This is a genomic window from Nocardioides abyssi (assembly GCF_030412915.1).
In the GTDB taxonomy this organism is placed as follows: domain Bacteria; phylum Actinomycetota; class Actinomycetes; order Propionibacteriales; family Nocardioidaceae; genus Nocardioides; species Nocardioides abyssi.
This window is the reverse complement of sequence record NZ_JAUHJR010000007.1, coordinates 123464-144748: the sequence shown is the minus strand read 5'-3', so window position 1 is coordinate 144748 and position 21285 is coordinate 123464. Positions and strand designations below refer to the sequence as shown.

17 protein-coding genes are annotated in these 21285 nt (G+C 74.1%); 8 read left to right on the top strand and 9 right to left on the bottom strand.

Translation table 11 applies throughout. The features are described from left to right. Positions 1–11: 11 nt before the first annotated feature. Complete coding sequence (locus QWY29_RS15855; RefSeq protein WP_300961986.1) at positions 12–734, top strand: hypothetical protein; 723 nt, start codon at positions 12–14, stop codon at positions 732–734. Here QWY29_RS15855 and QWY29_RS15850 read toward each other — a convergent pair. Next, complete coding sequence (locus tag QWY29_RS15850; protein WP_300961985.1) at positions 731–1723, bottom strand: F0F1 ATP synthase subunit B; 993 nt, start codon at positions 1721–1723, stop codon at positions 731–733. The genes QWY29_RS15855 and QWY29_RS15850 overlap by 4 nt on opposite strands. A 243-nt stretch (positions 1724–1966) precedes the next feature. On the opposite strand from QWY29_RS15850, the gene QWY29_RS15845 reads away from it, so the two are divergent. Beyond that, positions 1967–3025 (top strand): GNAT family N-acetyltransferase, encoded by a 1059-nt coding sequence (locus tag QWY29_RS15845; RefSeq protein ID WP_300961984.1) that lies wholly within the window; start codon positions 1967–1969, stop codon positions 3023–3025. On the opposite strand, the gene QWY29_RS15840 is transcribed toward QWY29_RS15845, so the two are convergent. Together QWY29_RS15840 and lepA are read right to left on the bottom strand one after the other, a co-directional pair. Beyond that, a complete protein-coding gene (locus tag QWY29_RS15840) occupies positions 3000–3845 on the bottom strand; it encodes a JmjC domain-containing protein (protein WP_300961983.1) in 846 nt (281 codons plus the stop codon). The genes QWY29_RS15845 and QWY29_RS15840 overlap by 26 nt on opposite strands. Before the next feature lie 79 nt (positions 3846–3924). Then, positions 3925–5799: a translation elongation factor 4 gene (gene lepA / locus QWY29_RS15835; RefSeq protein ID WP_300961982.1), complete on the bottom strand. Its 1875-nt coding sequence runs from the start codon at positions 5797–5799 to the stop codon at positions 3925–3927. A 98-nt stretch (positions 5800–5897) separates the two neighbouring features. Between lepA and QWY29_RS15830 the strand changes: the two genes are divergently transcribed. The 3 genes from QWY29_RS15830 (at position 5898) to rpsT (ending at position 8257) form a co-directional block, all read left to right on the top strand. After that, the gene (locus QWY29_RS15830; protein ID WP_300961981.1) at positions 5898–6851 is read left to right on the top strand and encodes a sterol desaturase family protein; all 954 of its coding nucleotides are present in this window, start codon (positions 5898–5900) and stop codon (positions 6849–6851) included. A 28-nt stretch (positions 6852–6879) separates the two neighbouring features. Continuing rightward, complete coding sequence (locus QWY29_RS15825) at positions 6880–7845, top strand: phosphotransferase family protein (protein ID WP_300961980.1); 966 nt, start codon at positions 6880–6882, stop codon at positions 7843–7845. Positions 7846–7996: 151 nt separating this feature from the next. Continuing rightward, positions 7997–8257 carry a 30S ribosomal protein S20 gene (gene rpsT / locus QWY29_RS15820; RefSeq protein WP_300961979.1) on the top strand — a complete coding sequence of 87 codons (261 nt, stop codon included), beginning with the start codon at positions 7997–7999 and terminating at the stop codon, positions 8255–8257. Positions 8258–8367: 110 nt separating this feature from the next. Here the strand turns inward: rpsT and holA are convergent, their stop codons facing one another. The 5 genes from holA to leuS form a co-directional block, all read right to left on the bottom strand. Further along, on the bottom strand, positions 8368–9357 hold the full coding sequence (gene holA, locus QWY29_RS15815) for a DNA polymerase III subunit delta (protein ID WP_300961978.1): 990 nt from the start codon (positions 9355–9357) through the stop codon (positions 8368–8370). Between the two features lie 52 nt (positions 9358–9409). Beyond that, positions 9410–11764 carry a ComEC/Rec2 family competence protein gene (locus tag QWY29_RS15810; RefSeq protein WP_300961977.1) on the bottom strand — a complete coding sequence of 785 codons (2355 nt, stop codon included), beginning with the start codon at positions 11762–11764 and terminating at the stop codon, positions 9410–9412. Then, the gene (locus QWY29_RS15805; RefSeq protein ID WP_300961976.1) at positions 11757–12872 is read right to left on the bottom strand and encodes a ComEA family DNA-binding protein; all 1116 of its coding nucleotides are present in this window, start codon (positions 12870–12872) and stop codon (positions 11757–11759) included. Before QWY29_RS15805 ends, QWY29_RS15810 begins: the two co-directional genes overlap by 8 nt. Before the next feature lie 297 nt (positions 12873–13169). Further along, entirely contained in the window at positions 13170–14036 is an 867-nt protein-coding gene (locus tag QWY29_RS15800) for a DegV family protein (protein WP_300961975.1), read from the bottom strand. Positions 14037–14040: 4 nt separating this feature from the next. After that, positions 14041–16542, bottom strand: a complete 2502-nt coding sequence (leuS, locus tag QWY29_RS15795; protein WP_300961974.1) for a leucine--tRNA ligase — start codon at positions 16540–16542, stop codon at positions 14041–14043. A gap of 210 nt (positions 16543–16752) precedes the next feature. On the opposite strand from leuS, the gene QWY29_RS15790 reads away from it, so the two are divergent. Together QWY29_RS15790 and QWY29_RS15785 are read left to right on the top strand one after the other, a co-directional pair. After that, positions 16753–17778, top strand: a complete 1026-nt coding sequence (locus QWY29_RS15790) for an NAD-dependent epimerase/dehydratase family protein (RefSeq protein WP_300961973.1) — start codon at positions 16753–16755, stop codon at positions 17776–17778. A 9-nt stretch (positions 17779–17787) separates the two neighbouring features. Beyond that, entirely contained in the window at positions 17788–18549 is a 762-nt protein-coding gene (locus QWY29_RS15785; protein WP_300961972.1) for an SDR family NAD(P)-dependent oxidoreductase, read from the top strand. Here the strand turns inward: QWY29_RS15785 and QWY29_RS15780 are convergent. Next, positions 18542–19519 carry an AraC family transcriptional regulator gene (locus QWY29_RS15780; protein ID WP_300961971.1) on the bottom strand — a complete coding sequence of 326 codons (978 nt, stop codon included), beginning with the start codon at positions 19517–19519 and terminating at the stop codon, positions 18542–18544. The two genes, QWY29_RS15785 and QWY29_RS15780, sit on opposite strands and share 8 nt — an antisense overlap. A 70-nt stretch (positions 19520–19589) precedes the next feature. On the opposite strand from QWY29_RS15780, the gene QWY29_RS15775 reads away from it, so the two are divergent. Next, entirely contained in the window at positions 19590–21062 is a 1473-nt protein-coding gene (locus QWY29_RS15775) for a flavin-containing monooxygenase (protein ID WP_300961970.1), read from the top strand. The last annotated feature ends 223 nt before the right edge of the window (positions 21063–21285 follow it).

Genomic DNA, 21285 nt, shown 5'->3' with positions numbered 1-21285 from the left:
CCATGAGCGCCATGGGGGACCTCAGACGTGCCATCGCGGTCGGGGTGCTGGCGCTCGCGCCGGTGCTCGGCGGCTGCTCGACCATCTCCGACCAGCTCGCCGGGAGCGAGGTCGACCCGAGCGCCGCGACGTCGGCGGCGAGCGCCGAGTCGCAGCTGGAGACCGTGACCTGGGCCGAGCTCGACGGCCTCGTCTCGGTGGTGGTGCGCAACCCGACCGACCGCGTGCTGCGCCGCGCCGAGGCGGTCGTCACGCTCCGCGACTCGCGCGGGGTGGCGCTGGCGTCGACGACGACGCCGCGCTCGCGCGAAGACGGGTGCTGCACGGTTCGCTCCCTTCGTCCCGGTGGGACCTACGGGTTGTACGTCGGCACGGCCGGCCCCGGGTCCGAGGTGGCCGACGTCGAGGTGACCTACCGCGACGTGTCGTGGTCGTCCACGGCGCTGCCCCGCGTGGAGGCCGAGCCGGTGCGGATCGTGGAGGGGTCGCGCGGATCGGTCGTCCTCGCGGACGTGACCGTCGAGAAGGAGCTCCCGAGCGCGGTCGTGCAGGCAGTGGTGAACGACCCCGACGGCGACCTGGTCGCCGTGGTCTCGGGCACCTGGACCTGCTTCGAGGCCGGGGACACCCGGCGGATCTTCATGCAGCTGTTCCGCCGGGTGCCCGCGGGCTCGGTCGTGGAGTCGGTGGCCGTGCACCCCGACGGCATCGCCGAGGGGTGCACGACCGACTAGGACGTGGCTCGGAAGAGCCAGCCCAGCGGACGGGAGTCGCCCCCGCCGGTCGTGACGACCGTCGTGGTGCTCCCCTGCTCCGGGCCCGTCGTCCAGTCGGTGACCGGACGCGGCGGGTCGGTGCCGAGGAAGCTCGTGGCGTTCTCGTCGCTGGCCGGGGTCGGCGTGGCGAGGTCCCCGGTGGAGACCCGGCCGATCATCGCGCCGCCCGCCGGCGGCGTCGGGCCGCCCCGGTCGTCCCTGTCGTCCCTGTCCTCGGTCACCTGAGCGGCCGGCTGGGCCGGCTGGGCGGACACCTGCTCGGACACCTGCTCGGACACCTGCTCGGCCACCTGCTCGGCCACCTGCTCGACGGCCGGCTCGACGGCCGGCTCGGCGACGGGCTCGACGACCGGCTCCTGCGCAACCGGCTCGGGCTGAACGACCGGCTCGGCCACCTGCGCGAGCGCCGGCGTCGGGTCGGCCGCGAGCTCGGGCTCGGGCACGGGTGCCGGCTCCGGCTCCGTGGACCGCACCGGACCACCCACGGTGGCCGGCAGCGCGCTCTCGGTGACCGAGCGGAGGCGGTCGATGGTCGCGACCACGTCGGCGACGGAGGCGTTGGCCCGCTCGAAGGTCGTGCCGAGGCCCAGCACGCCCGACTCGAGGTCGCGCAGCAGGCCGTCGGAACGGTTGCGGGCGTGGCCCAGCGTCGCGAGCTGCTCCTCGCGGAGCTCCTCGCGGACCTGCGCCCGGACCTGGTCCAGCTCGCTCTCGGCCCGCACCCGCAACGCCTCGGCCTGCGCGGAGGCCTCGGCCCGCAGGCGGTCCGCGTCGGCCCGAGCACGCGCCAGGATGCCGTCGGATCGCTCGGTGGCCTCACGGACCAGCCGCTCGTACTCCGCCAGCGACTCCGCCTGGAGCCGGTCGGCCATGATCTGCGCGTCGACGAGCAACGCGTCTGCGTCGGCGGCGGCTGAGGCGCGGATCCGGCTGGCGTCGGCCAGCACGTTCTCCGCCTCACGACGCGCGGCGAAGGCCGCCCGTGCCGCTTCTACCTGTTCTCCGGTGGTGCTGGTCGACGGGCTCGGGCCATCAGCCCGGCCGTCTCGCATTGCTACGTCGTCCCCCTGCGAAGCCATGTACGTCCCCCAGTACGTGCTCTCGGTATACAGATGTAGCCCCACGTCTGCCCCGGATGCGTGAACCGCAAACCAGGCCCGTCCGATCGGGCTGTCGTTACGGTGACCCCCGTGGACGGATCCAACAGGTCGACGGTGCGTGTTCGTGACGAGTTCCACACCTGGACGGAGTCCTGGCTGCGGATCGCGCAGCAGCTGCCCCACCCCTCGCCCTTCGCGCAGCCGTGGTGGCTGCGGCACGTCGCCCGCGGCACACCCGTCCACCTGCTGGTGCTGGTCGACGACGAACCCGTCGGCGGCATCGCGCTGACCGCCCGGCGCGTGCTGGGCGTCGACGTGCTCCGCCCGGCCGGCCACGGGGTGCCCTGCCCCGACCACGTCGACCTCGTCGCGGTCCCGGGCCACGAGGACGCCGTGGCGGCGGCCTTCGCCGGGTGGTTCGCCGGACCCGGCGACCGGGTGCTCGACCTGGCCGGCGCGCCCGAACGCTCGCTCGCGGCGCGGTCGCTCGGGGTCGCGGCGGTGCCGATGGACGTGGCGCCGTACGAACCGCTGGCGGGCTCGTTCCTGGAGTCGCGGTCGGCGTCGTTCCGCCGCAACGTCCGCCGCACCGAGAAGCGGCTCGCGCGCGACGGCGTGGCGCAGTGGAGCGCGACACCCGACACGGTGGGCCGCGCCCTGGACGCGTTCGAGGCGCTGCACCGCGACCGGCCCGACCGCGCCCCGCTGCTGGCCGAGATGGACCGGCTGCGTCCGGCGCTGGCCGAGGCCGTCGGCTGCGGCGAGGCGCGCATCGACGTGCTCGAGGTGGCAGGCCGGACCGCCGCGGTGTCGGTGGCGTTCCTCGTCGCCGGCCGGCTGGCGCTCTACCAGCTCGCCCGCTCGACCGCGCGCGAGCACGACGGCGCGGGCACGGTGCTGCTGGTCCGCGTCGTCGAGCAGGCGGTCGCCGACGGGTGCACCGAGGTCGACATGCTGCGCGGCGAGGAGGCCTACAAGGGCGGGTTCGCCTCGCGTCGGCGGGTGCTGACGCGGGTGCGCGCGGCGCACGGCGTGCGGGGCCGGGCGCTGCTGGCCGGCTGGGACGGCGTACGCCGCGCCCACGCGGTGCGCGCCCGGGTGCAGGCCCGGGCGCGGACGCGGGTCAGCTCGGCACGCGGGGGCGCTTGACCGACGCCCAGGCCTTCATGGCGCCGACCTTGGCCCGGTCGCGCACCGCCGACTCCCCGAACGGACGCGGCGAGAGGCCGGTCCTCGCGATCTTGGTGTTGAACGCCTGCACCAGCGACTCGGTCTCGTTGTCGCGGTTGAAGAACGTCACCGTCATCGACAGCGAGGTCTCGTCGCCGTTGACGATCCAGTGCGGGGTGTAGGGCGGGATGTAGCAGCCGGTGCCGGGGCTGATGACGTGCTCGGCGATCGTCTCGGGCTGCTCGTGGAAGCGGCCGAACGAGCCGTTCCAGTAGCGCTCGACCTCCTGCCGCTTCTGCTCCTCGTCGGCGAAGCGGCCGAAGCCGAGGGTGCGCGTGCCCTGCAGCTGCATGCAGAAGCTGTGCTCGATGTCGAAGTGCGCGGCGGTCACGCCGCGCGGGGAGCTGGCGAACAGGAAGCCCATCCGGCGGGTGAGGTCCTTCGGGTCCATGCCGGAGGCCTCGGCGAGGTCGTCGAGGACCTCGTCGACCAGGGCGCGGTAGCGCGCCACCTGGTGGACGTGGAGCAGGGTGAACCAGGAGCGGTTCACCGCCACGTCGCGGATGCGCTGCCCGATGTCGTCGGTGGACGCCGCGACGCCCGCGGCGTCACCGGCGGCGATGGGCTTCTCGGCCGGCTCGGCCGAGAGCGAGGACTCGGGCAGCTCCTCGGCCAGCCGGGCGATCTCGTCCAGCGTGAGCAGCGGGTGACCCACCAGCCCGTGCTGGAAGCGGATCGGCGTGCGCGTCTCGACGTCGCGCGCGAAGGTCGGGTCGATCGACGGCCACAACGTGGTCATGTTGTCCCCCCAGGACGTTGACGGTTTCCCGACACCATCCCCGGGTGGGCCGCGGTCCAACCCTCCGCGCGGCCGGCGGCTACTTCTTGCCGGACTTCTCCGCGGGCGCCGAGGTGGAGAGCGCGGCCACGAAGGCCTCCTGGGGGACCTCGACGCGGCCGACCATCTTCATCCGCTTCTTGCCCTCCTTCTGCTTCTCCAGCAACTTGCGCTTGCGGGTGATGTCGCCGCCGTAGCACTTGGCCAGCACGTCCTTGCGGATCGCGCGGATGTTCTCGCGCGCGATGACCCGGGCACCGATCGCCGCCTGGATCGGCACCTCGAACTGCTGGCGCGGGATGAGCTCCTTGAGCTTGCTGGCCATCATCACGCCGTAGGAGTACGCCGCCTCGCGGTGGATGATCGCCGAGAACGCGTCGACCGGCTCGCCCTGGAGCAGGATGTCGACCTTCACCAGGTCGGCGGCCTGCTCGCCGGAGCGCTCGTAGTTGAGCGAGGCGTAGCCCTTGGTCTTCGACTTCAGGTGGTCGAAGAAGTCGAACGCGATCTCGCCCATCGGCAGCGTGTAGCGCATCTCCACGCGGTCCTCGGAGAGGTAGTCCATCCCCTGCAGGGTGCCGCGCTTGGTCTGGCACAGCTCCATGATCGTGCCGATGTAGTCCGAGGGGCTGAGGATCGTGGCGTTGACGACCGGCTCGCGCACCTCGGCGATCTTGCCCTCGGGGTACTCGCTGGGGTTGGTGACCGTGAGCTCGGTGCCGTCCTCCATGACGACCTCGTAGACCACGTTCGGCGCGGTGGAGATCAGGTCGAGCCCGAACTCGCGCTCGAGGCGGTCACGGGTGATCTCCATGTGCAGCAGCCCGAGGAAGCCGCAGCGGAAGCCGAAGCCGAGCGCGCCGGAGGTCTCCGGTTCGTAGGCCAGCGCCGCGTCGTTGAGCTGCAGCTTCTCCAGCGCCTCGCGCAGGTCGCCGAACTGGTCGCCGTCGATCGGGTAGAGCCCCGCGTAGACCATCGGGTTGGGGTGCTTGTAGCCGCCGAGTGCCTCGGACGCCCCGTGGTGCTGCGTGGTGACGGTGTCACCGACCCGCGACTGGCGCACGTCCTTCACGCCGGTGATCAGGTAGCCGACCTCGCCGACCCCGATCTTGTCGGCCTTGACCTGCTCGGGGCTGATCACGCCGAGCTCGAGCATCTCGTGGGTCGCGCCGGTCGACATCATCTTGATCCGGTCGCGGTGGGTCAGCTCGCCGTCGATGACCCGGACGTAGGTGATCACGCCGCGGTAGGTGTCGTAGACGGAGTCGAAGATCAGCGCACGGGCCGGCCGGTCGGCGCGCCCCACCGGCGGGGGCGTCTCGTGCACGATGTGGTTGAGCAGCTCCTCGACGCCCATGCCGGTCTTCGCGCTGACCCGCAGCACGTCCTCGGGCTCGCAGCCGACCAGGCCGGCCAGCTCCGCGGCGTACTTCTCCGGGTTGGCGCTGGGCAGGTCGATCTTGTTGAGCACCGGGATGATGTGGAGGTCCGCGCCCATGGCGAGGTAGAGGTTCGCCAGCGTCTGGGCCTCGATGCCCTGCGCGGCGTCGACCAGCAGGATCGCGGCCTCGCAGGCCTCGAGCGAGCGGGACACCTCGTAGGTGAAGTCGACGTGGCCCGGGGTGTCGATCATGTTGAGCACGTAGGTGCCCGGCTCGGCGCCCTGCTCGTTGCCGGCCGGCACCGTCCACGGCATCCGGACGGCCTGGCTCTTGATCGTGATGCCGCGCTCGCGCTCGATGTCCATCCGGTCGAGGTACTGCGCACGCGCCGCCCGCTCGTCGACGACCCCGGTCAGCTGGAGCATCCGGTCGGCGAGGGTCGACTTGCCGTGGTCGATGTGCGCGATGATGCAGAAGTTCCGGATGATCGCGGGATCGGTGTGGCCGGGCTTCGGCGCAGGCGTCTGGGGCACGGGCTCTTCTCGACGTACGTGGTGGTCGGGACGGACGTCTTCATCCTCCCATGACCGAACCGGTGGTCCCGACTCGGCGAGTGCGGCAGGATCCCCGCGTGACCGACCTGTTCCCCTCCGTGTGGCACGCCGTGCCGGAGGCCCTCCGCGAGCCGGTCGTGCTTGCGATGCCGTTCTTCGTCCTCTTCATCCTCGTCGAGGCGTTCGCGGCCTACCACCTCGAGGACGAGCGCCCGGACGGGAGCCCGCGGTACGACCGGCGCGACGCGGCCACCAGCGTCGCGCTCGGCGCGGTCTCGGTCGGGACGATGGCGCTGTGGAAGGGGCTCGGGCTCGCGGCGTACGCCGTGCTCTTCGCGTACGCCGCGCCGTGGCACCTGCCTGCGGACGCCTGGTGGGCGGTGGCGCTCGCGCTGCTCGGCGTGGACTTCTTCTTCTACTGGGCCCACCGCGTCGCCCACCGGGTCCGCCTGGTGTGGGCGACGCACCAGGCCCACCACTCCAGCGAGCAGTTCAACTTCGCGACCGCGCTGCGGCAGAAGTGGAACAACTCCCACGAGCTGGTCGCCTGGGCTCCCCTGCCGCTGCTCGGCGTGCCGCCGGCGCTGGTCTTCTTCGGCTTCTCCGTCAGCCTCGTCTACCAGTTCTTCGTGCACACCGAGAAGGTCCGCACCCTGTGGCGGCCGATCGAGCTCGTCCTCAACACCCCCTCGCACCACCGCGTGCACCACGGCAGCGACCCGGAGTACCTCGACCGCAACTACGGCGGCATCCTCATCGTCTGGGACCGGCTCTTCGGCACCTTCCAGCCCGAGCTGCACCGCCCGACGTACGGCCTGACCACGCCGGTCGGCACCTACAACCTGCTGCGCCTGCAGACCCACGAGTACGCCGCCATCGCCCGCGACGTCCGGGCGTCGCCGAGCCTGCGCGACAAGCTCGGCTACGTCTTCGGCCCGCCCGGGTGGCGGCCGGCCACGGCGTCGGTAGCGGGCTCGGTAGCGGGCTCGGTCGCCTCCGCCACGCCGAGGGAGGTCCCCGCGGAGGGCTGAGGGTCCCTCCTGCGGCGAGGATGTCGCCGTGACCACCCTGACCGTGCCGCACGGACGCACCGCCCGTCGGCTCGAGTGGCCCTTCCTCCCGCCGCACGTGCGTGCCCTGGTCGCGGAGCGCTGCGGGTCCCCGGTGGTGGAGGCGCGCTCGATGACCGGCGGCTTCACGCCGGGCTTCGCCTCGGTCCTCACCTGCGCCGACGGGTCGCAGCACTTCGTCAAGGCGGCCTCGGTCGTCGCACAGCGGACCTTCGCCGACTCCTACCGCGAGGAGGCGCGCCGGCTCGGAGCGCTGCCCGCGACCGTTCCGGCGCCCCGGCTGCGGTGGTGGCACGACGGGGAGGACTGGGTGGTGCTCGGCATCGAGCACGTCGAGCACACCACTCCCCCGCGGCCGTGGTCCGAGACCGACCTCGACCGGGTGGTGGCCGCCCTGGAGCACGCGGCGACCGCGCTCACGCCGGCGCCCGACGAGCCCGCCCTCGTGCCGCTCGCCGAGGAGGTGGCCGACTGGCCGGCGTACTGGGACCGCGTGCGGCTCCAGGACCTCGGCCGTGGCCTGCGCCTCCCCGGTTTCGACGAGCACCTCGACGAGGCCGCCCGGCTCGCCCGGCTCGCGCCGTCCGTCACGGTCGGCGACACCCTCGTCCACACCGACGTGCGCGACGACAACGTGCTGCTGGCCGCCGACGGCCGCGTGCTGCTGTGCGACTGGAACTGGCCGGCGCGCGGCGCGGCGTGGTTCGACACCGTGGCGCTGCTCATCGGTGCGTGGGGCGACGGGCTGGACGCCGACGCCGTCCTGGCCCGGGCGTCGCTGACCCGGGACGTGCCGAACGACCACGTCGACGCGGTCATCGCGCTGCACGCCGGGTACTTCCTGCTCATGCAGGCCCAGCGGGTGCCGCCGACCTCCCCGTTCCTGCGCACCGCGCAGCGGCTCGACGCGGAGGTGTCGTGGGGGTGGCTCGCGGACCGTCGCGGCTGGTCCTGAGCGCCCTGCGAGCGATTTGGGCGGCCGGATCGCCCGCTGCTAACCTCGTACGTCGCATGTCGCACGCCCGCCCCGCGGGCCGAGGCGCGCGCAGCACACGCATTCTTTGCAGCACAGCACAGCACCCCACACCTACGACGAAGGCGCAGTAGTGGCGAACATCAAGTCCCAGATCAAGCGGAACAAGCAGAACGAGAAGCGTCACGAGCGCAACAAGGCCGTCAAGACCGGCCTGAAGACCGCCGTGAACAAGTTCCGCAAGGCCGCCGAGGCGGGCGACAAGGAGATCGCGGTCACCGCGGCCCGCGACGCCTCGCGCATGCTGGACAAGGCCGTCTCCAAGGGCGTCATCCACAAGAACCAGGCCGCGAACCGCAAGTCCGCGATCGCCAAGAAGGCCGCCTCTCTCTGAGGCCCCTCGCGAACGGCGTCGACCCCTCGGGTCGGCGCCTTTTTCGCGTTCTGCCCGGGCTGACCTGCGTGGCCGTGCTGCCCGTGCTGGCCGGCTGGTCGTGCTGAGGGTCAGCGGCCGTCGCGGAGCGCGGTGACCGTCAGCACCAGCCGCTCGAGGGTGTACGACGCGTCGCTGGCCGCGCCCTTGATGTCGGCGTCGGCCTGGGCGACCGCCCGGATCGCGCGCGCCAGGCCCTGCTCGGACCAGCCGCGGGACTGGTCGCGGATCGAGCGCAGCTTCCACGGCGGCACCCCGACCTCGCGGGCCAGGTCGGCCTCGCGCATGCCGCGCGTGGCGCCCTGGTAGCGGGCCAGCCCGCGGGCACCGCCGGCGAACGCCGAGGTGACGAGCACCGGCGCGGTGCCGCCGTCGAGCGCCCAGCGCAGCTCCTCGAGGGCGGCGTGGCGCCGGCCGGAGAAGGCCGCGTCGGCGACCGCGAACGACTTGGCCTCGGCCCGGCCGCCGAAGTACCGCTTCACCTTGGCCACGTCCAGGGGCTCGCCCGGGAAGTCGTGGGTCAGCTGGTGCGCGGCCGCGGAGAGCGACCTCAGGTCCTGCCCGACCGCGGAGACCAGGAACGTCGCCGCCTCCTGGTCGATCGTCGAGCCGTGCCGGCGCACCTCGGCGGCCACGAAGCCCGGGAACTCCGAGGCCTTGAGCTCCCCGGACTTCGACTCGGTCACGCCCCTGGCCTTGCGCAGCTTGGTCAGCACGCCGCTGCCCTTGGGACCGCCGCCGTGCACGAGCACGAGCGCGACGTCCTCCACCGGGGCCTCGGCGTAGGACAGCAGCCCGGCGACCGACTCCTCGGGGAGGTGCTCCAGGTTGCGCACGACCACGCAGCGCGTGGAGGAGAACAACGACGGCGCCGACAGCTCGCCCAGGGTCCCCAGCGACAGCTCCGCGGCGGCCGTCTCCGACAGCTCGGCCTCGCCGTCGTGGGCACGGACCGCCTCGCGGACGGCCGTCACCGTGCGCTCGTTGAGGAACTCCTCCTTGCCGGTCACCAAGGTGACCCGGCCGAGCACGTCTGCTGCCTTCGGACCCGCTGCTGCCATGGTGCGAGAAGCCTCCCACAGCGTGCCGACAGCGCCGTCGTTCGGCTCTCCATCAGCCGCGGGCGCGGGTGGCGACGCCGTCCTCGGTGACCCGGACCAGCACGTCGCCGTCCTCGTCGGTGCGCAGCACCTCCGCACCGGCCTCGGCGAGCGGGTCGAGCACCTCCTCGGCCGGGTGGCCGTAGTCGTTGTCCTCCCCCACCGAGACGAGCACGACGTCGGCGCCCAGGGAGACCAGGAAGGTCAGGTCCTGGTAGCGGCTGCCGTGGTGCGGCAGCTTCAGCACGTCGACCCGCAGGCCGGGCAGCGCGCGGGACAACGCGGCCTGCCCCGGGGGCTCCAGGTCGCCGGTCAGCAGCACCCGCACCCCCTGCACCTCGGCGAGCAGCACCACGCTCGCGTCGTTGGCCGACTCCCCCTCCGGACCGGTCGCCGCCCGGCCGGGCTGCGGCCAGAGCGTCTGGAGGGTCACGTCGCCCACCCGCCTCGTCACGCCGTACGCCGCCACGCCGACCGGCAGCCCAGCGACCGCGGCCGCCGCCCGCGCCTCGGCGACGCCGCCGGCCGGGTCGAGCACCGAGGTCGACTCGACCGCGCCGACCGAGCGACCCCCGAGCACGCCCGCGAGCCCGTCGACGTGGTCGGCGTGGAAGTGGGTCAGCACCACCAGCGGCACGCGGTCGACCCCCAGGTCGTCGAGGCACCGGTCGACCGGGCCGGGGTCGGGGCCGGCGTCGACCACCACCGCCTCGGCCGGCCCGGAACGCAGCACCAGCGCGTCGCCCTGCCCCACGTCGCACATCGCGACGACCCAGTCATCGGTGGGCCACCCCGGCGTCGGGGGCCGCACCAGCACCGCGAGCGCGAGGCCGGCCAGGACGAGCAGCGCGGGCACCGGCCGGGCGAGCACCCGGCGCAGCCCGAGCGCGAGCAGCACGCAGCCCACGCTGAGCACGACCAGCGCCGCGGGTCCGGTGCCCCACCCGACGGCCGCCGTGGGCAGGTCGGCGCCCCGGTCGGCCACGGCGACGATCCAGCCCACGCACCAGCCGGCCCCGGTGCCGAGCAGGCTGCCTGCGGGCGCCCAGACGAGCCCGACGAGGCCGGCGGCGAGCCCGAGCACCGTCGCGGGACCGACCGCCGGCGCCACCACCAGGTTGGCCGCGACCGCCACCAGGCTGACCTCGCCGGAGAGCGCCGCGACCACCGGCGTGCACGCCAGCTGGGCCGCGAGCGGCACGGCCACGGCCTCGGCCACCCACCGCGGGAGCCACCGGGCCATCGCGTCGCGCCAGACCGGCGCGAGGACGAGGATGCCGGCGGTCGCGAGCACCGAGAGCGCGAACCCCGCCGAGGTCGCCAGACCCGGTTGGACGAGCAGCAGCACGACCACGGCCACCCCCAGCGCGCGGAACCCCCGTTGCAGGGCGTGCACCCCGAGCGCCAGCAGCGCGACCGACCCCATCACCGCGGCCCGGAGCACGCTCGGCTCGGTGCGGGCGAGGAGCACGAACCCGACGATGCCGGCCGCGCCGACGGCGTACATCACGCGGCCGCGCGCGCCGCACCAGCGGGCGATCAGCAGCAGGAAGCCGACGACGAGGGTCAGGTTGGTCCCGGAGACGGCCAGCAGGTGGGTGAGCCCGGTCGTGCGGAAGTCCTCCTCCACCTCGGTGGCGAGCAGCTGGTCGTCGCCGGTCACCAGGGCCGGGACGAGCGCGGCCTGGGCGGGCGGACGGTGGTCGACCGCCTCGCGGATCGACCGCCGGACCGCGTCGGCCCCACGCCACCACGGACCGGGCTCGGCCAGCACCGTCGGCTCGCCCGCCAGGACGACCGCGGCCAGGTCGCCGCCCTCGGCGGTGTCGAGGCGGCCACGGGTGCGGACGGTGGCGCCCAGCCGGACGTCGGCCCACGGCTGGTCGCCCAGCACGAGCACCCGGGTGCGCAGCCGGGTCGTCGTCCCCCGGCCGGTCACCTCCCTGACCTCCATCCGGGTCAGCACGCGGTCGGCGAACCGTCCCTCGACCGGCCGCGGGTCCGCCACGACCGTGCCGGTCACCGTCACCGCGGCCCGCTCCGCAGCGAGGTCCGCGACGACGTTGGTGCGGACCTGCTCCGCGCGCACCCCGGCCGCACCGCCGACCGCGAGCGCGACGAGCACCACCGAGGCGACCGTCGTGGTGTGGCCCCGGCGGCGCGCGACCGCCACCGCGACCCCGACGACCGCCGCCCCTGCCGCGGCGAGCGCGGCCGGTGGGAGGAACGCGGCGGCCAGCCCCGCGAGCCAGGCGGCGACCGCCAGCAGCGGCATCCGGACGTCGACGCGGTCGGCTCTCTCCGCCTCGTCGCCTCCTTCCGGGTCGTCGGCCCGGCGGACCTCCCTCGCGGCCCCGAGGTCAACCACCCCCGACCGTCACGAAGGGTCGGATCTGGCCCAGGGTCGCCTCGCCGATGCCGTCGACCTCGAGGAGCTCGTCGACGGCGCGGAAACCACCGTGCTCGTCGCGCCAGGCAAGGATCGCCGCGGCGGTCACCGGTCCGACCTCGGGCAGTGCCTCCAGCTCGACGGTCGTCGCCCGGTTGAGGTCGACCAGCGCCGCCGGCGCCCCTGGGGCCGCTGGCGCGGCGGCCGAGCCGGTCGCCGGCGGCGGTGCGCCGGCCACCCGCCCGACGAGCACCTGCTCGCCGTCGACGAGCAGTCGTGCGAGGTTGAGGGAGGACAGGTCGACGCCGGGGCGCGCCCCGCCCGCGGCGTCGAGCGCGTCGACCACCCGCGCGCCGGCGTCGAGGACGACGATCCCGGGCCGACGTACCTTGCCGGCGACGTCGACCACCACCTCCGCGGCCGCACCCGATGCCGCGCCCGACGGGTCCGCACCAGCGGATCCCGGTGGCGCACCGGGTGCTGCCAACGACGAAGCGCTCGGCACCTCGACCAGGTCGGCGACCGGCGAGGTGTCCACCGGGGCCGGCGCGACCGGCGCACCGGCGTCGGACCGCACCACCCACCAACACGTGACCGCCAGGCCCAGCGCGACCACCACCGCGACGACGGTCAGCTGCGCCGACCCCAGCGCCGCCCGCCCCCGCAGCGTCTCGGGCACCAGCCCGGCCGCGGACGGCACGATCCGCACCGACCGCCGGGCCGCGTGCCGCCCTGGTTCGGGCACCGGCGGCGCGGCCGTCGCTGACGACCTCGGCGCCGGTGCTGCCCTGGGTGCTGCCCTGGGCGTCGACGGAGTCGGCGGCTCGGCTACCGGGGACGCCACCGGGGTCGGCGCCGGCTGATGGGCTGACTGCACCCGGACGGCAGCCGGTGGCCGCCGCACCCGGGTGTGCCCGCTCGTCCAGTCGTCCTCCGGCCCGTCGTCGTGGGGCAGCGGCTCGGACCACCACGGGTCGGGCGCGACCGGCTCCCCCGGCGGCCGTTGCGCGGCGAGCTCGGCGCTCAGCAGGGCCAGCCGTCGGGTGACGGCCTCCTGGTGCTCGGCGGCGGCGCGGCGGGATCGCATGCCGACGACGCTAGGTACGCCGCCGCTCCCCCGCCCGGTCGCACGATCCGCCTGTGGACGACCGCGCCGCGCGCCGGCCCTGTGGACAGCAACCGGTCCGCGGCGGCCGCACACCCGACCGCGAACGCCGGCCACTCCACGGGCCGCACACCGGCCGATCGCGGCCGACATATCGGGGTAGTCCTGCACATATCGGGGCAGATCTTTCCCGATATGTGCAGGAGTCACCGGTTAACCGGTGACCCCGACACCCTGGCGACCCGGACGCACCGAGACACCCCAGCCCAGGCAGGACGGCTACGACGACCGAGGAGCGACGCAGACGGCGAGCATGCCGGGGCCGACGTGGGCGCCGAGGACGGCACCGAGCTCGCCGCACCAGACGTCGCGGCCCTCGAGCCGGTCGGCGAGCCGCTCGGCGAGGCGGGCGGTGAGGGCGGCGGCGCGGTCGGGGCTGGCGAGGTGGGCGACGCAGACGTCGACGGGGCGGTCGGCGGCGGCCTCGACGGCGAGCTCCTCGAGGCGGGAGATCGCCCGGGAGGAGGTGCGGACCCGCTCGAGGGACTCCACGCGGCCGTCGGCGATGGTCAGCAGCGGCTTGACCGCGAGCGCACCGCCGAGGAGCGCGGCGGCGGCACCGATGCGGCCGCCGCGGCGGAGGTACTCGAGGGTGTCGACGTAGAACAGCGACGACGAGGCCTCGGCCCGCACCGAGGCGGCCTCGGCAGCCTCGGCGGCGGACCCGCCGCGAGCCGCGACCTCGGCGGCCGCGACGGCGGCGTACCCCGTCGCGACCCCCACCTGCCGCGAGTCCACGGCCACGACCGGGACCGGGGCGGAGCGCGCGGCGAGCTGGGCGGACTCGAAGGTGCCGCTCATGTCGCCGGAGATGTGCACCGAGACGATCTCGGTCGCACCGTCGGCCGCGGCCCGCTCGTAGACCTCGGCCATGACGCCGGGCGAGGGGCGCGAGGTGCTCACCGGAGTGAACGACTTCAGCGCGGCGGCGACCATCTCCGGCGTCGCGCCGCCCTCGCCCTCGTCGTGCACCTCGGCGCCGATGACGACCTGGAGCGGCACGACGACGATCCCGTGCTCGGCCGCGACCTCCGCGGGGAGGCTCGCGGTCGAGTCGGTGACGACGACGGTGCGGCCGGTGGGCATGGGCTCAGACCACCACGTTGACCAGCTTCGGCGCCCGCACGACCACCTTGCGGACCGGGCGTCCGTCGATGGCGCGGACGACGGCCGGGTCGGCCATGGCCAGCTGCTCCAGGTCGGCCTCGGAGATGTCCGGGGCGACCTCGAGCCGCGCCTTGACCTTGCCCTGGATCTGGACGACCGCGGTCACGGTGTCCTCGACCAGCAACGCGGGGTCGACGGTCGGCCAGCCGGCGCGGGCGACGGTGGGCTGGTGGCCCAGGCGCTCCCACATCTCCTCGGCGGTGTACGGCGCCACGAGGGACAGCAGGATCGCGACCGCCTCCACGGCCTCGCGGACCGCGGGGTCGGCCGGGCCGCACCCGGAGTCGATGGCCTTGCGGGTCACGTTGACCAGCTCCATCGTCCGCGCGACGACCACGTTGAACCGGTGGCCCTCGATCAGCTGCTCGACCTCGTGCAGCGTCTTGTGGGTGGCCCGGCGCAGCGCGACGTCGCCGCCCTCGGCGGAGGTGCCGACGGGCGCGGTGACGTCGCCGGCCAGCCGCCAGGCGCGCTGGAGGAACTTCACGGCGCCGCCGGGCGACATGTCGGCCCAGTCGATGTCGTCCTCCGGCGGGCCGGCGAAGACCATCGTCAGCCGCACCGCGTCGACGCCGTAGCGGTCGATCATCTCGCCGAGGTTGACGCCGTTGCCCAGCGACTTCGACATGGCCTTGCCCTGGTTGATGACCTGGCCCTGGTTCAGCAGCGCGGAGAACGGCTCGACGAAGTCGACCATCCCCATGTCGTGCAGCACCTTGGTGAAGAAGCGGGAGTACAGCAGGTGCAGGATCGCGTGCTCGACGCCGCCGACGTACTGGGCGACCGGCATCCACTCGCGCGCCTGCGCGGGGTCGAACGGACCGTCCTCGTAGTGCGGGTCGAGGTAGCGCAGGTAGTACCAGGAGGAGTCGACGAAGGTGTCCATCGTGTCGCTGTCGCGCTTGGCGGGGCCGCCGCACGCGGGGCACTCGGTGTTGACCCACGCCTCGGCCGCGGCCAGCGGCGAGACGCCCTTCGGCTTCAGGTCGGCGCCCCTCAGGTCGTCGGGCAGCCGCACCGGCAGCTGGTCCTCGGGCACCGGCACCTCGCCGCAGTCGGGGCAGTGCACGACCGGGATCGGCGCGCCCCAGAACCGCTGGCGGCTCAGCAGCCAGTCGCGCAGGCGGAAGTTGACCGTGCCGGTCCCCCGCCCGTCGGCCTCCAGCTGCTCGATGATCCGGCTGATGCCGGCGGCCTTGTCGGCCAGCCCGTCGAGCGGGCCGCTGTTGACGTAGGTGCCGTCGCCGGTGGTCGCGACGAAGGTCTCCTCGGGGTTCCCCTCGGCGTCCGGCACGTCGACGACCCGGCGCACCGGCAGCCCGAAGGCCCGGGCGAAGTCCAGGTCGCGCTGGTCGTGGGCGGGCACGGCCATGATCGCGCCGGTGCCGTAGTCGGCCAGCACGTAGTCCGAGGCCCACACCGGCATCCGCTCGCCGGTGACCGGGTTGACGGCGGTGACGCCCAGGTCGACGCCGGACTTCGGCCGCTCGGTGGACAGGCGGTCGATGTCGGTGGCCTTCCGCACGTCCTCGACGTACGCCGCCAGCGCGGCCTGCTGCGCCGGCGCGACGACCTCGGCGGCCAGCTTGGCGTCGGCGGCCACGACCATGAACGTCGCGCCGTAGAGCGTGTCGGGGCGGGTCGTGAAGACCGTGACCGTCCGCGTCGACCCGTCGGCCAGCGAGATGTCGAAGTCGACGTGCGCACCCTCGGAGCGGCCGATCCAGTTGCGCTGCATCGCCAGCACGCGGTCGGGCCAGGTGCCGGCCAGCGCGTCCATGTCGTCGAGCAGCCGCTGGGCGTAGTCGGTGACCTTGAAGTACCACTGGTTCAGCTCGCGCTTGGTCACCTCGGCGCCGCAGCGCTCGCACATGCCCTGGACGACCTGCTCGTTGGCCAGCACCGTCTGGTCGTTGGGGCACCAGTTGACCGGGCTGTTCTTGCGGTAGGCCAGGCCCCGCTCGCGGAACTTCAGGAACAGCCACTGGGTCCAGCGGTAGTACTCCGGGTCGGAGGTGTGCAGCCGGCGCGACCAGTCGAAGGAGATGCCGTAGCGGCGGAACGACTCCGCCTGGGTCTCGATGTTGGCGTAGGTGTAGGTCGCCGGGTGCTCGTCGTTGCGGATCGCGGCGTTCTCGGCGGGCAGGCCGAAGGAGTCCCAGCCGATCGGGTTGAGGACGTCGTACCCGCGCTGCCACCAGTAGCGCGCGATGACGTCGTGCAGCGCCATCACCTCGGCGTGGCCCATGTGCAGGTCGCCGGAGGGGTAGGGGAACATCGTCAGCGCGTAGCGCTTCTCCGCGTCCGGGCCGGCGCTGCCGACGCGGAACGGGTCGAGCTCCTCCCAGACCTTCCGCCAGCGCTCCTGCGCGGCGGTCATGTCGTAGGTCGCGGCCTCGTCGGTGCGGCCGGTCTGCTCGCTCATCTGCGTCCCTTCGGCGTCTCATGCGTGAGGTGGTCGTCTGCTCCCGGGCACGCCCCGAGGCTCGGTGCTGGCTGGCTGCGCGCACAGAAAAGCCCCTCGCTCGCGAGGGGCGGCCGCGTCGGGTCGTGCTCGTCGACGCGGCTAGGTAAGGAGCAGGGTCCTGCGCATGGGGTCATGCTACCGCGCCCGTCGGGCGGGTAACGGAACGCCATGAGCGACCCCCGCAGCCGCCCCGAGACCGACCTGTCCGTGGCCGTCACCGGACCCACGGGCACCTTCGGCGCGGGCCTGGTGCCGTTGCTCGAGGCCGATGAGCGGGTACGCCGCGTGGTCGGCGTCGCGCGCCGGCCGGTCGACCCGGAGGGGCGCGGCTGGGTGAAGACCAGCTACCGGCAGGGCGACGTCCGCGACCCGGCCGCGCTGGCCGAGGCCTTCGAGGGCGCGGACGTGGTGGTGCACCTGGCGTTCGCGATCGTCGGCGGGGGCGCGGAGCAGACCCGCGCGATCAACGTCGACGGCACGCTGAACGCGTTCCGCGCGGCCGCCGAGGCGGGGGCGCGGCGGTTCGTCTACGCCAGCTCGGTGGCGGCGTACGGCTTCCACCGCGACAACCCGGTCGGGATCGGCGAGGACTGGCCGACCCGTCCGGCCGAGCGGCTCTTCTACGCCCAGGAGAAGGCCGAGCTCGAGGAGCTGCTGCGTGCCGAGGCCGAGACCCAGGCCGCCGCCGGGCGCGAGGTCGACCTCTACCTGCTCCGCCCGTCGATCGTCGTGGGGCCGAACGCGGTGGGCGGGAAGGTCCGGCTGCCGGCCTGGGCCGGCTGGCTCGGCACGCTGCTGCAGCGCGTCCCCAAGCGGCTGCCGCCGGTGCCCGTGCTGGTCCCCGACCTCCCGCTGCAGCTGGTCCACGAGGCCGACGTGGGCCGGGCGCTGCTGCAGTGCGTGGTGGCCGCCGGCCCGCCCGGCGCCTACAACATCGCCGCCGACGACACCCTGACCGCCTCCGACGTCGTCCGCATCCTCGGTGCGGTGCCGGTGCCGCTCCCGGCCGCCCCGGCGCACGCCGCCGCACGGGCCGCGGCCGGCATCGCAGGCCTCCCGCAGCCGGCGCAGTGGGTCGAGGCGCTCGCCCACCCCGCGGTCATGGACACCCGGCGCGCGCGGACCGAGCTGGGCTGGGCGCCGCAGGTCAGCGCGGCCGACGCCCTGCGCGAGACGCTGGGGCTGCGCACCTAGGCTGCGCGCATGACCGTCACCGACATGTTCCGACTCGACGGCAAGGTCGCCGTCGTCACCGGCGCCTCCAGCGGGCTCGGCGTCGCCTTCGCGCGGGCCTTCGCGGAGGCCGGCGCCGACGTCGTGCTCGCCGCGCGCCGCGCCGACCGGCTCACCGAGACCGCCCGGCTCGTCGAGGCCACCGGCCGCAAGGCCCTGTGCGTGCCGACCGACGTCGCCGACCCCGACTCCTGCACCAACGTCATCGCGCTCGCCGTCGAGGAGCTCGGCCACGTCGACGTGCTCGTCAACAACGCGGGCATCGGCACCGCGGTGCCGGCGACCCGCGAGACGCCCGAGGAGTTCCGCCAGGTCGTCGACGTCAACCTCAACGGCTGCTACTGGATGGCGCAGGCGTGCGGCCGGGTCATGCAGCCGGGCTCGAGCATCGTCAACATCTCCTCGGTGCTCGGGCTGACGACCGCCGGGCTCCCCCAGGCGGCGTACGCCGCGACCAAGGCCGGTCTCATCGGGCTGACCCGCGACCTCGCCGGGCAGTGGACCGGCCGCAAGGGCATCCGCGTCAACGCCATCGCGCCGGGCTTCTTCGACTCCGAGATGACCGAGCAGTACCCGCCCGGCTACCTCGAGTCGCGCCAGGACCGCATCCCCGCCGGCCGCAAGGGCGACCCCGCCGAGGTCGCCGCGACCGCCGTCTTCCTCGCGTCAGCGGCGGCCGGCTACATCACCGGGCAGACCCTCGCCGTCGACGGCGGGATGACCATCACCTGACCCCACGGGAGTACGCCGCCGGCGGCACGCCCGTCCACCGCGTGAACGCGTGGGTGAACGCCGCCGCGTCGGCGTACCCGAGCCGGCGGGCGACGTCGGCGACCGGCAGCGTCGCCCGGGACTCCAGCAGCGACCGGGCCAGCGACTCGCGCACCTCCTCGACGAGCGCCCGGTAGCCGACGCCGGCCGCGGCGAGCCGCCGGCGCAGGCTGCGCTCGGTCAGCCCGAGACCGCCGGCGACCGCGGCCATCGGCGCGCCCTCGGGGAGCCGCTGGGTGACCAGCACCTGCACGTCGCGCGCGATGCCGGTGCGCTCGCGACGCCGCGCCACCACGTCGCGGCACATGTCCTCGGCCAGCTGCGCGCCTGCGGTCGAGGGGTCCCGTGGCAGCGGGCGGTCGAGCTCGGCCGCGGCCAGGTCCAGCACGCCGACCTCCGGGCCGAGCGTGTGCACCGCCCCGAGCCCGCCCGGCACGAGCGAGTCGGCGACGACGTGGATCGCGGTGGTGTCGCGGGCGACCAGGAACGCCCGGACGTCTCCCGGCAGCCCGCTCCCATCGACCACCAGCCGGACCCGCTCCCCCGACAGCTCGGCCCGCGGCAGCGCGAACGCGTAGGACAGGTCGATGAAGCGCAGCGTCACCTCCATCGCCTCGCGGACCGTCCGGCTGGCCAGCAGCGCGTAGCCGAGCACGCCGAACGACGAGGCGCGGTAGGTCGCCCCCACCCGCTCCCCCGAGCCCGGCAGCAACCGCTGCAGCGTCCGCACCACCAGCAGCTCCTGGGCCGCGGTCACCTCGCGGCCGGGCACCACCAGGTCGGCCTCCCGCAGGCCGGTGCCGGCAAGGACGACCGGCGCGGCCACGCCGCGCGCCGCGGCGTACGACACGAGGTGGGCGGTGCCGGCCGCCGCCCGCGGGAACTCCCAGTCCCGCGCGGCCGGCTCGACCACCCTCACCTCGTGCGCCATGTCCGGAATTATCAAGCACGGGTCGCCGAACTCCTCCCCGGCGCGGCGAGTGCTCGCCCAGGATGGGCGCATGGCACAGCAGCAGGGACCTCGCACCAGCCCCCGCGTCGTGATCATCGGCGCCGGCTTCGGCGGCCTCGGGACGGCCCGGGCGCTGCGGCAGCAGGGCATCACCGACATCACCGTCCTCGAGCGGGCCGACGACGTCGGTGGCGTGTGGCGCGACAACACCTACCCGGGGGCGGCGTGCGACGTCCCCTCGCCGCTCTACTCCTGGTCGTGGGCGCAGAACCCGCGCTGGAGCCGCCGCTACGGCACGCAGCCGGAGATCCTGGAGTACCTCCGCTCGGCCGCCCGTGAGGAGGGCCTGCTCGACCTGGTCCGGGTCGGGCAGGAGGTCACCGCGGCGTCGTACGACGAGGCGACCGCGACGTGGCGCGTCGAGACCGCGGCGGGCGAGACCTACGAGGCCGAGGTGGTCGTCTCCGCCGTCGGCCAGCTGTCCAACCCGGCCCTGCCGAAGGTGCCCGGCCACTTCGACGGACCGGCCTTCCACTCCGCGCAGTGGGACCACGGCGTCGACCTCGACGGCAAGCGGGTCGCGGTCGTCGGCACCGGCGCCAGCGCGGTGCAGTTCGTGCCCGGCATCGTCGACCGCGTCGGCTCGATGACGGTCTTCCAGCGCTCGGCGCCCTACGTGCTGCCCAAGCCCGACCAGGAGTACCAGGCGCACCACCACCGCCTCTTCGAGCGGTTCCCCGCGGCGCTGCGGGCCGAGCGGCGCGCGGTGTTCTGGCTGACCGAGCGGTTCAACGGCGCCCTCGCCGGCGACTCACCGATCACCAAGCCGCTGATGGCCGCGATCGGGGCGACCTGGAAGGGCCACCTGCGGGCGCGGGTCAAGGACCCGGCACTGCGCCGCAAGCTCGTCCCCGACTACCCGCTGGGCTGCAAGCGCGTGCTCTTCAGCAACCAGTGGTACCCCGCGCTCGCCCGCGACCACGTCGAGGTCGTCCCCGAGGAGGTCACCGGCCTAGAGGCGAACGGCGTCCGGACCGCCGACGGCCGCCTGCACGAGGCCGACGTGCTCATCTGGGGCACCGGCTTCGCTGCCACCGAGTTCCTCGCGCCGATGAAGGTCACCGGCCGCGGCGGGCTGGACCTGCACCAGCACTGGGCCGACGGGGCCCGCGCCCACCTGGGCATCGCGGTCCCGGACTTTCCCAACCTGTTCTGCATCTACGGGCCTAACACCAACCTCGGCGGCAGCTCGATCATCAACATGATGGAGGGCCAGGCCGGCTGGATCGCCCAGGTCGTCCGCCGGCTCGCCGACCGTGGCCTGCGCACCGCCGAGCCGACCCGCGAGGCCGCCGACGCCTACGACCGCGAGATGCAGTCGCGCCTGGCCACCAGCGCCTGGGCCGGCTGCAACAGCTGGTACGTCGACGGCCCCCGCATCACCACCAACTGGCCCGGCCTCGTCGCGGAGTACCAGGCCCGCACCGCCACCGTCGACTGGGACGAGCTCGTCCTCGCCTGACCCGCCGGGTGGTTGAGGAGGTTGCGCAGCAACCGTCTCGACAACCCCTACGGACCCACGGCAGCGTCTACCGGGTGGTTGAGGAGGTTGCGCAGCAACCGTCTCGAAACCTCCCGACGGACCCACGGCAGCGTCTACCGGGTGGTTGAGGAGGTTGCGCAGCAACCGTCTCGAAACCTCCCGACGGACCCACGGCAGCGTCTACCGGGTGGTTGAGGAGGTT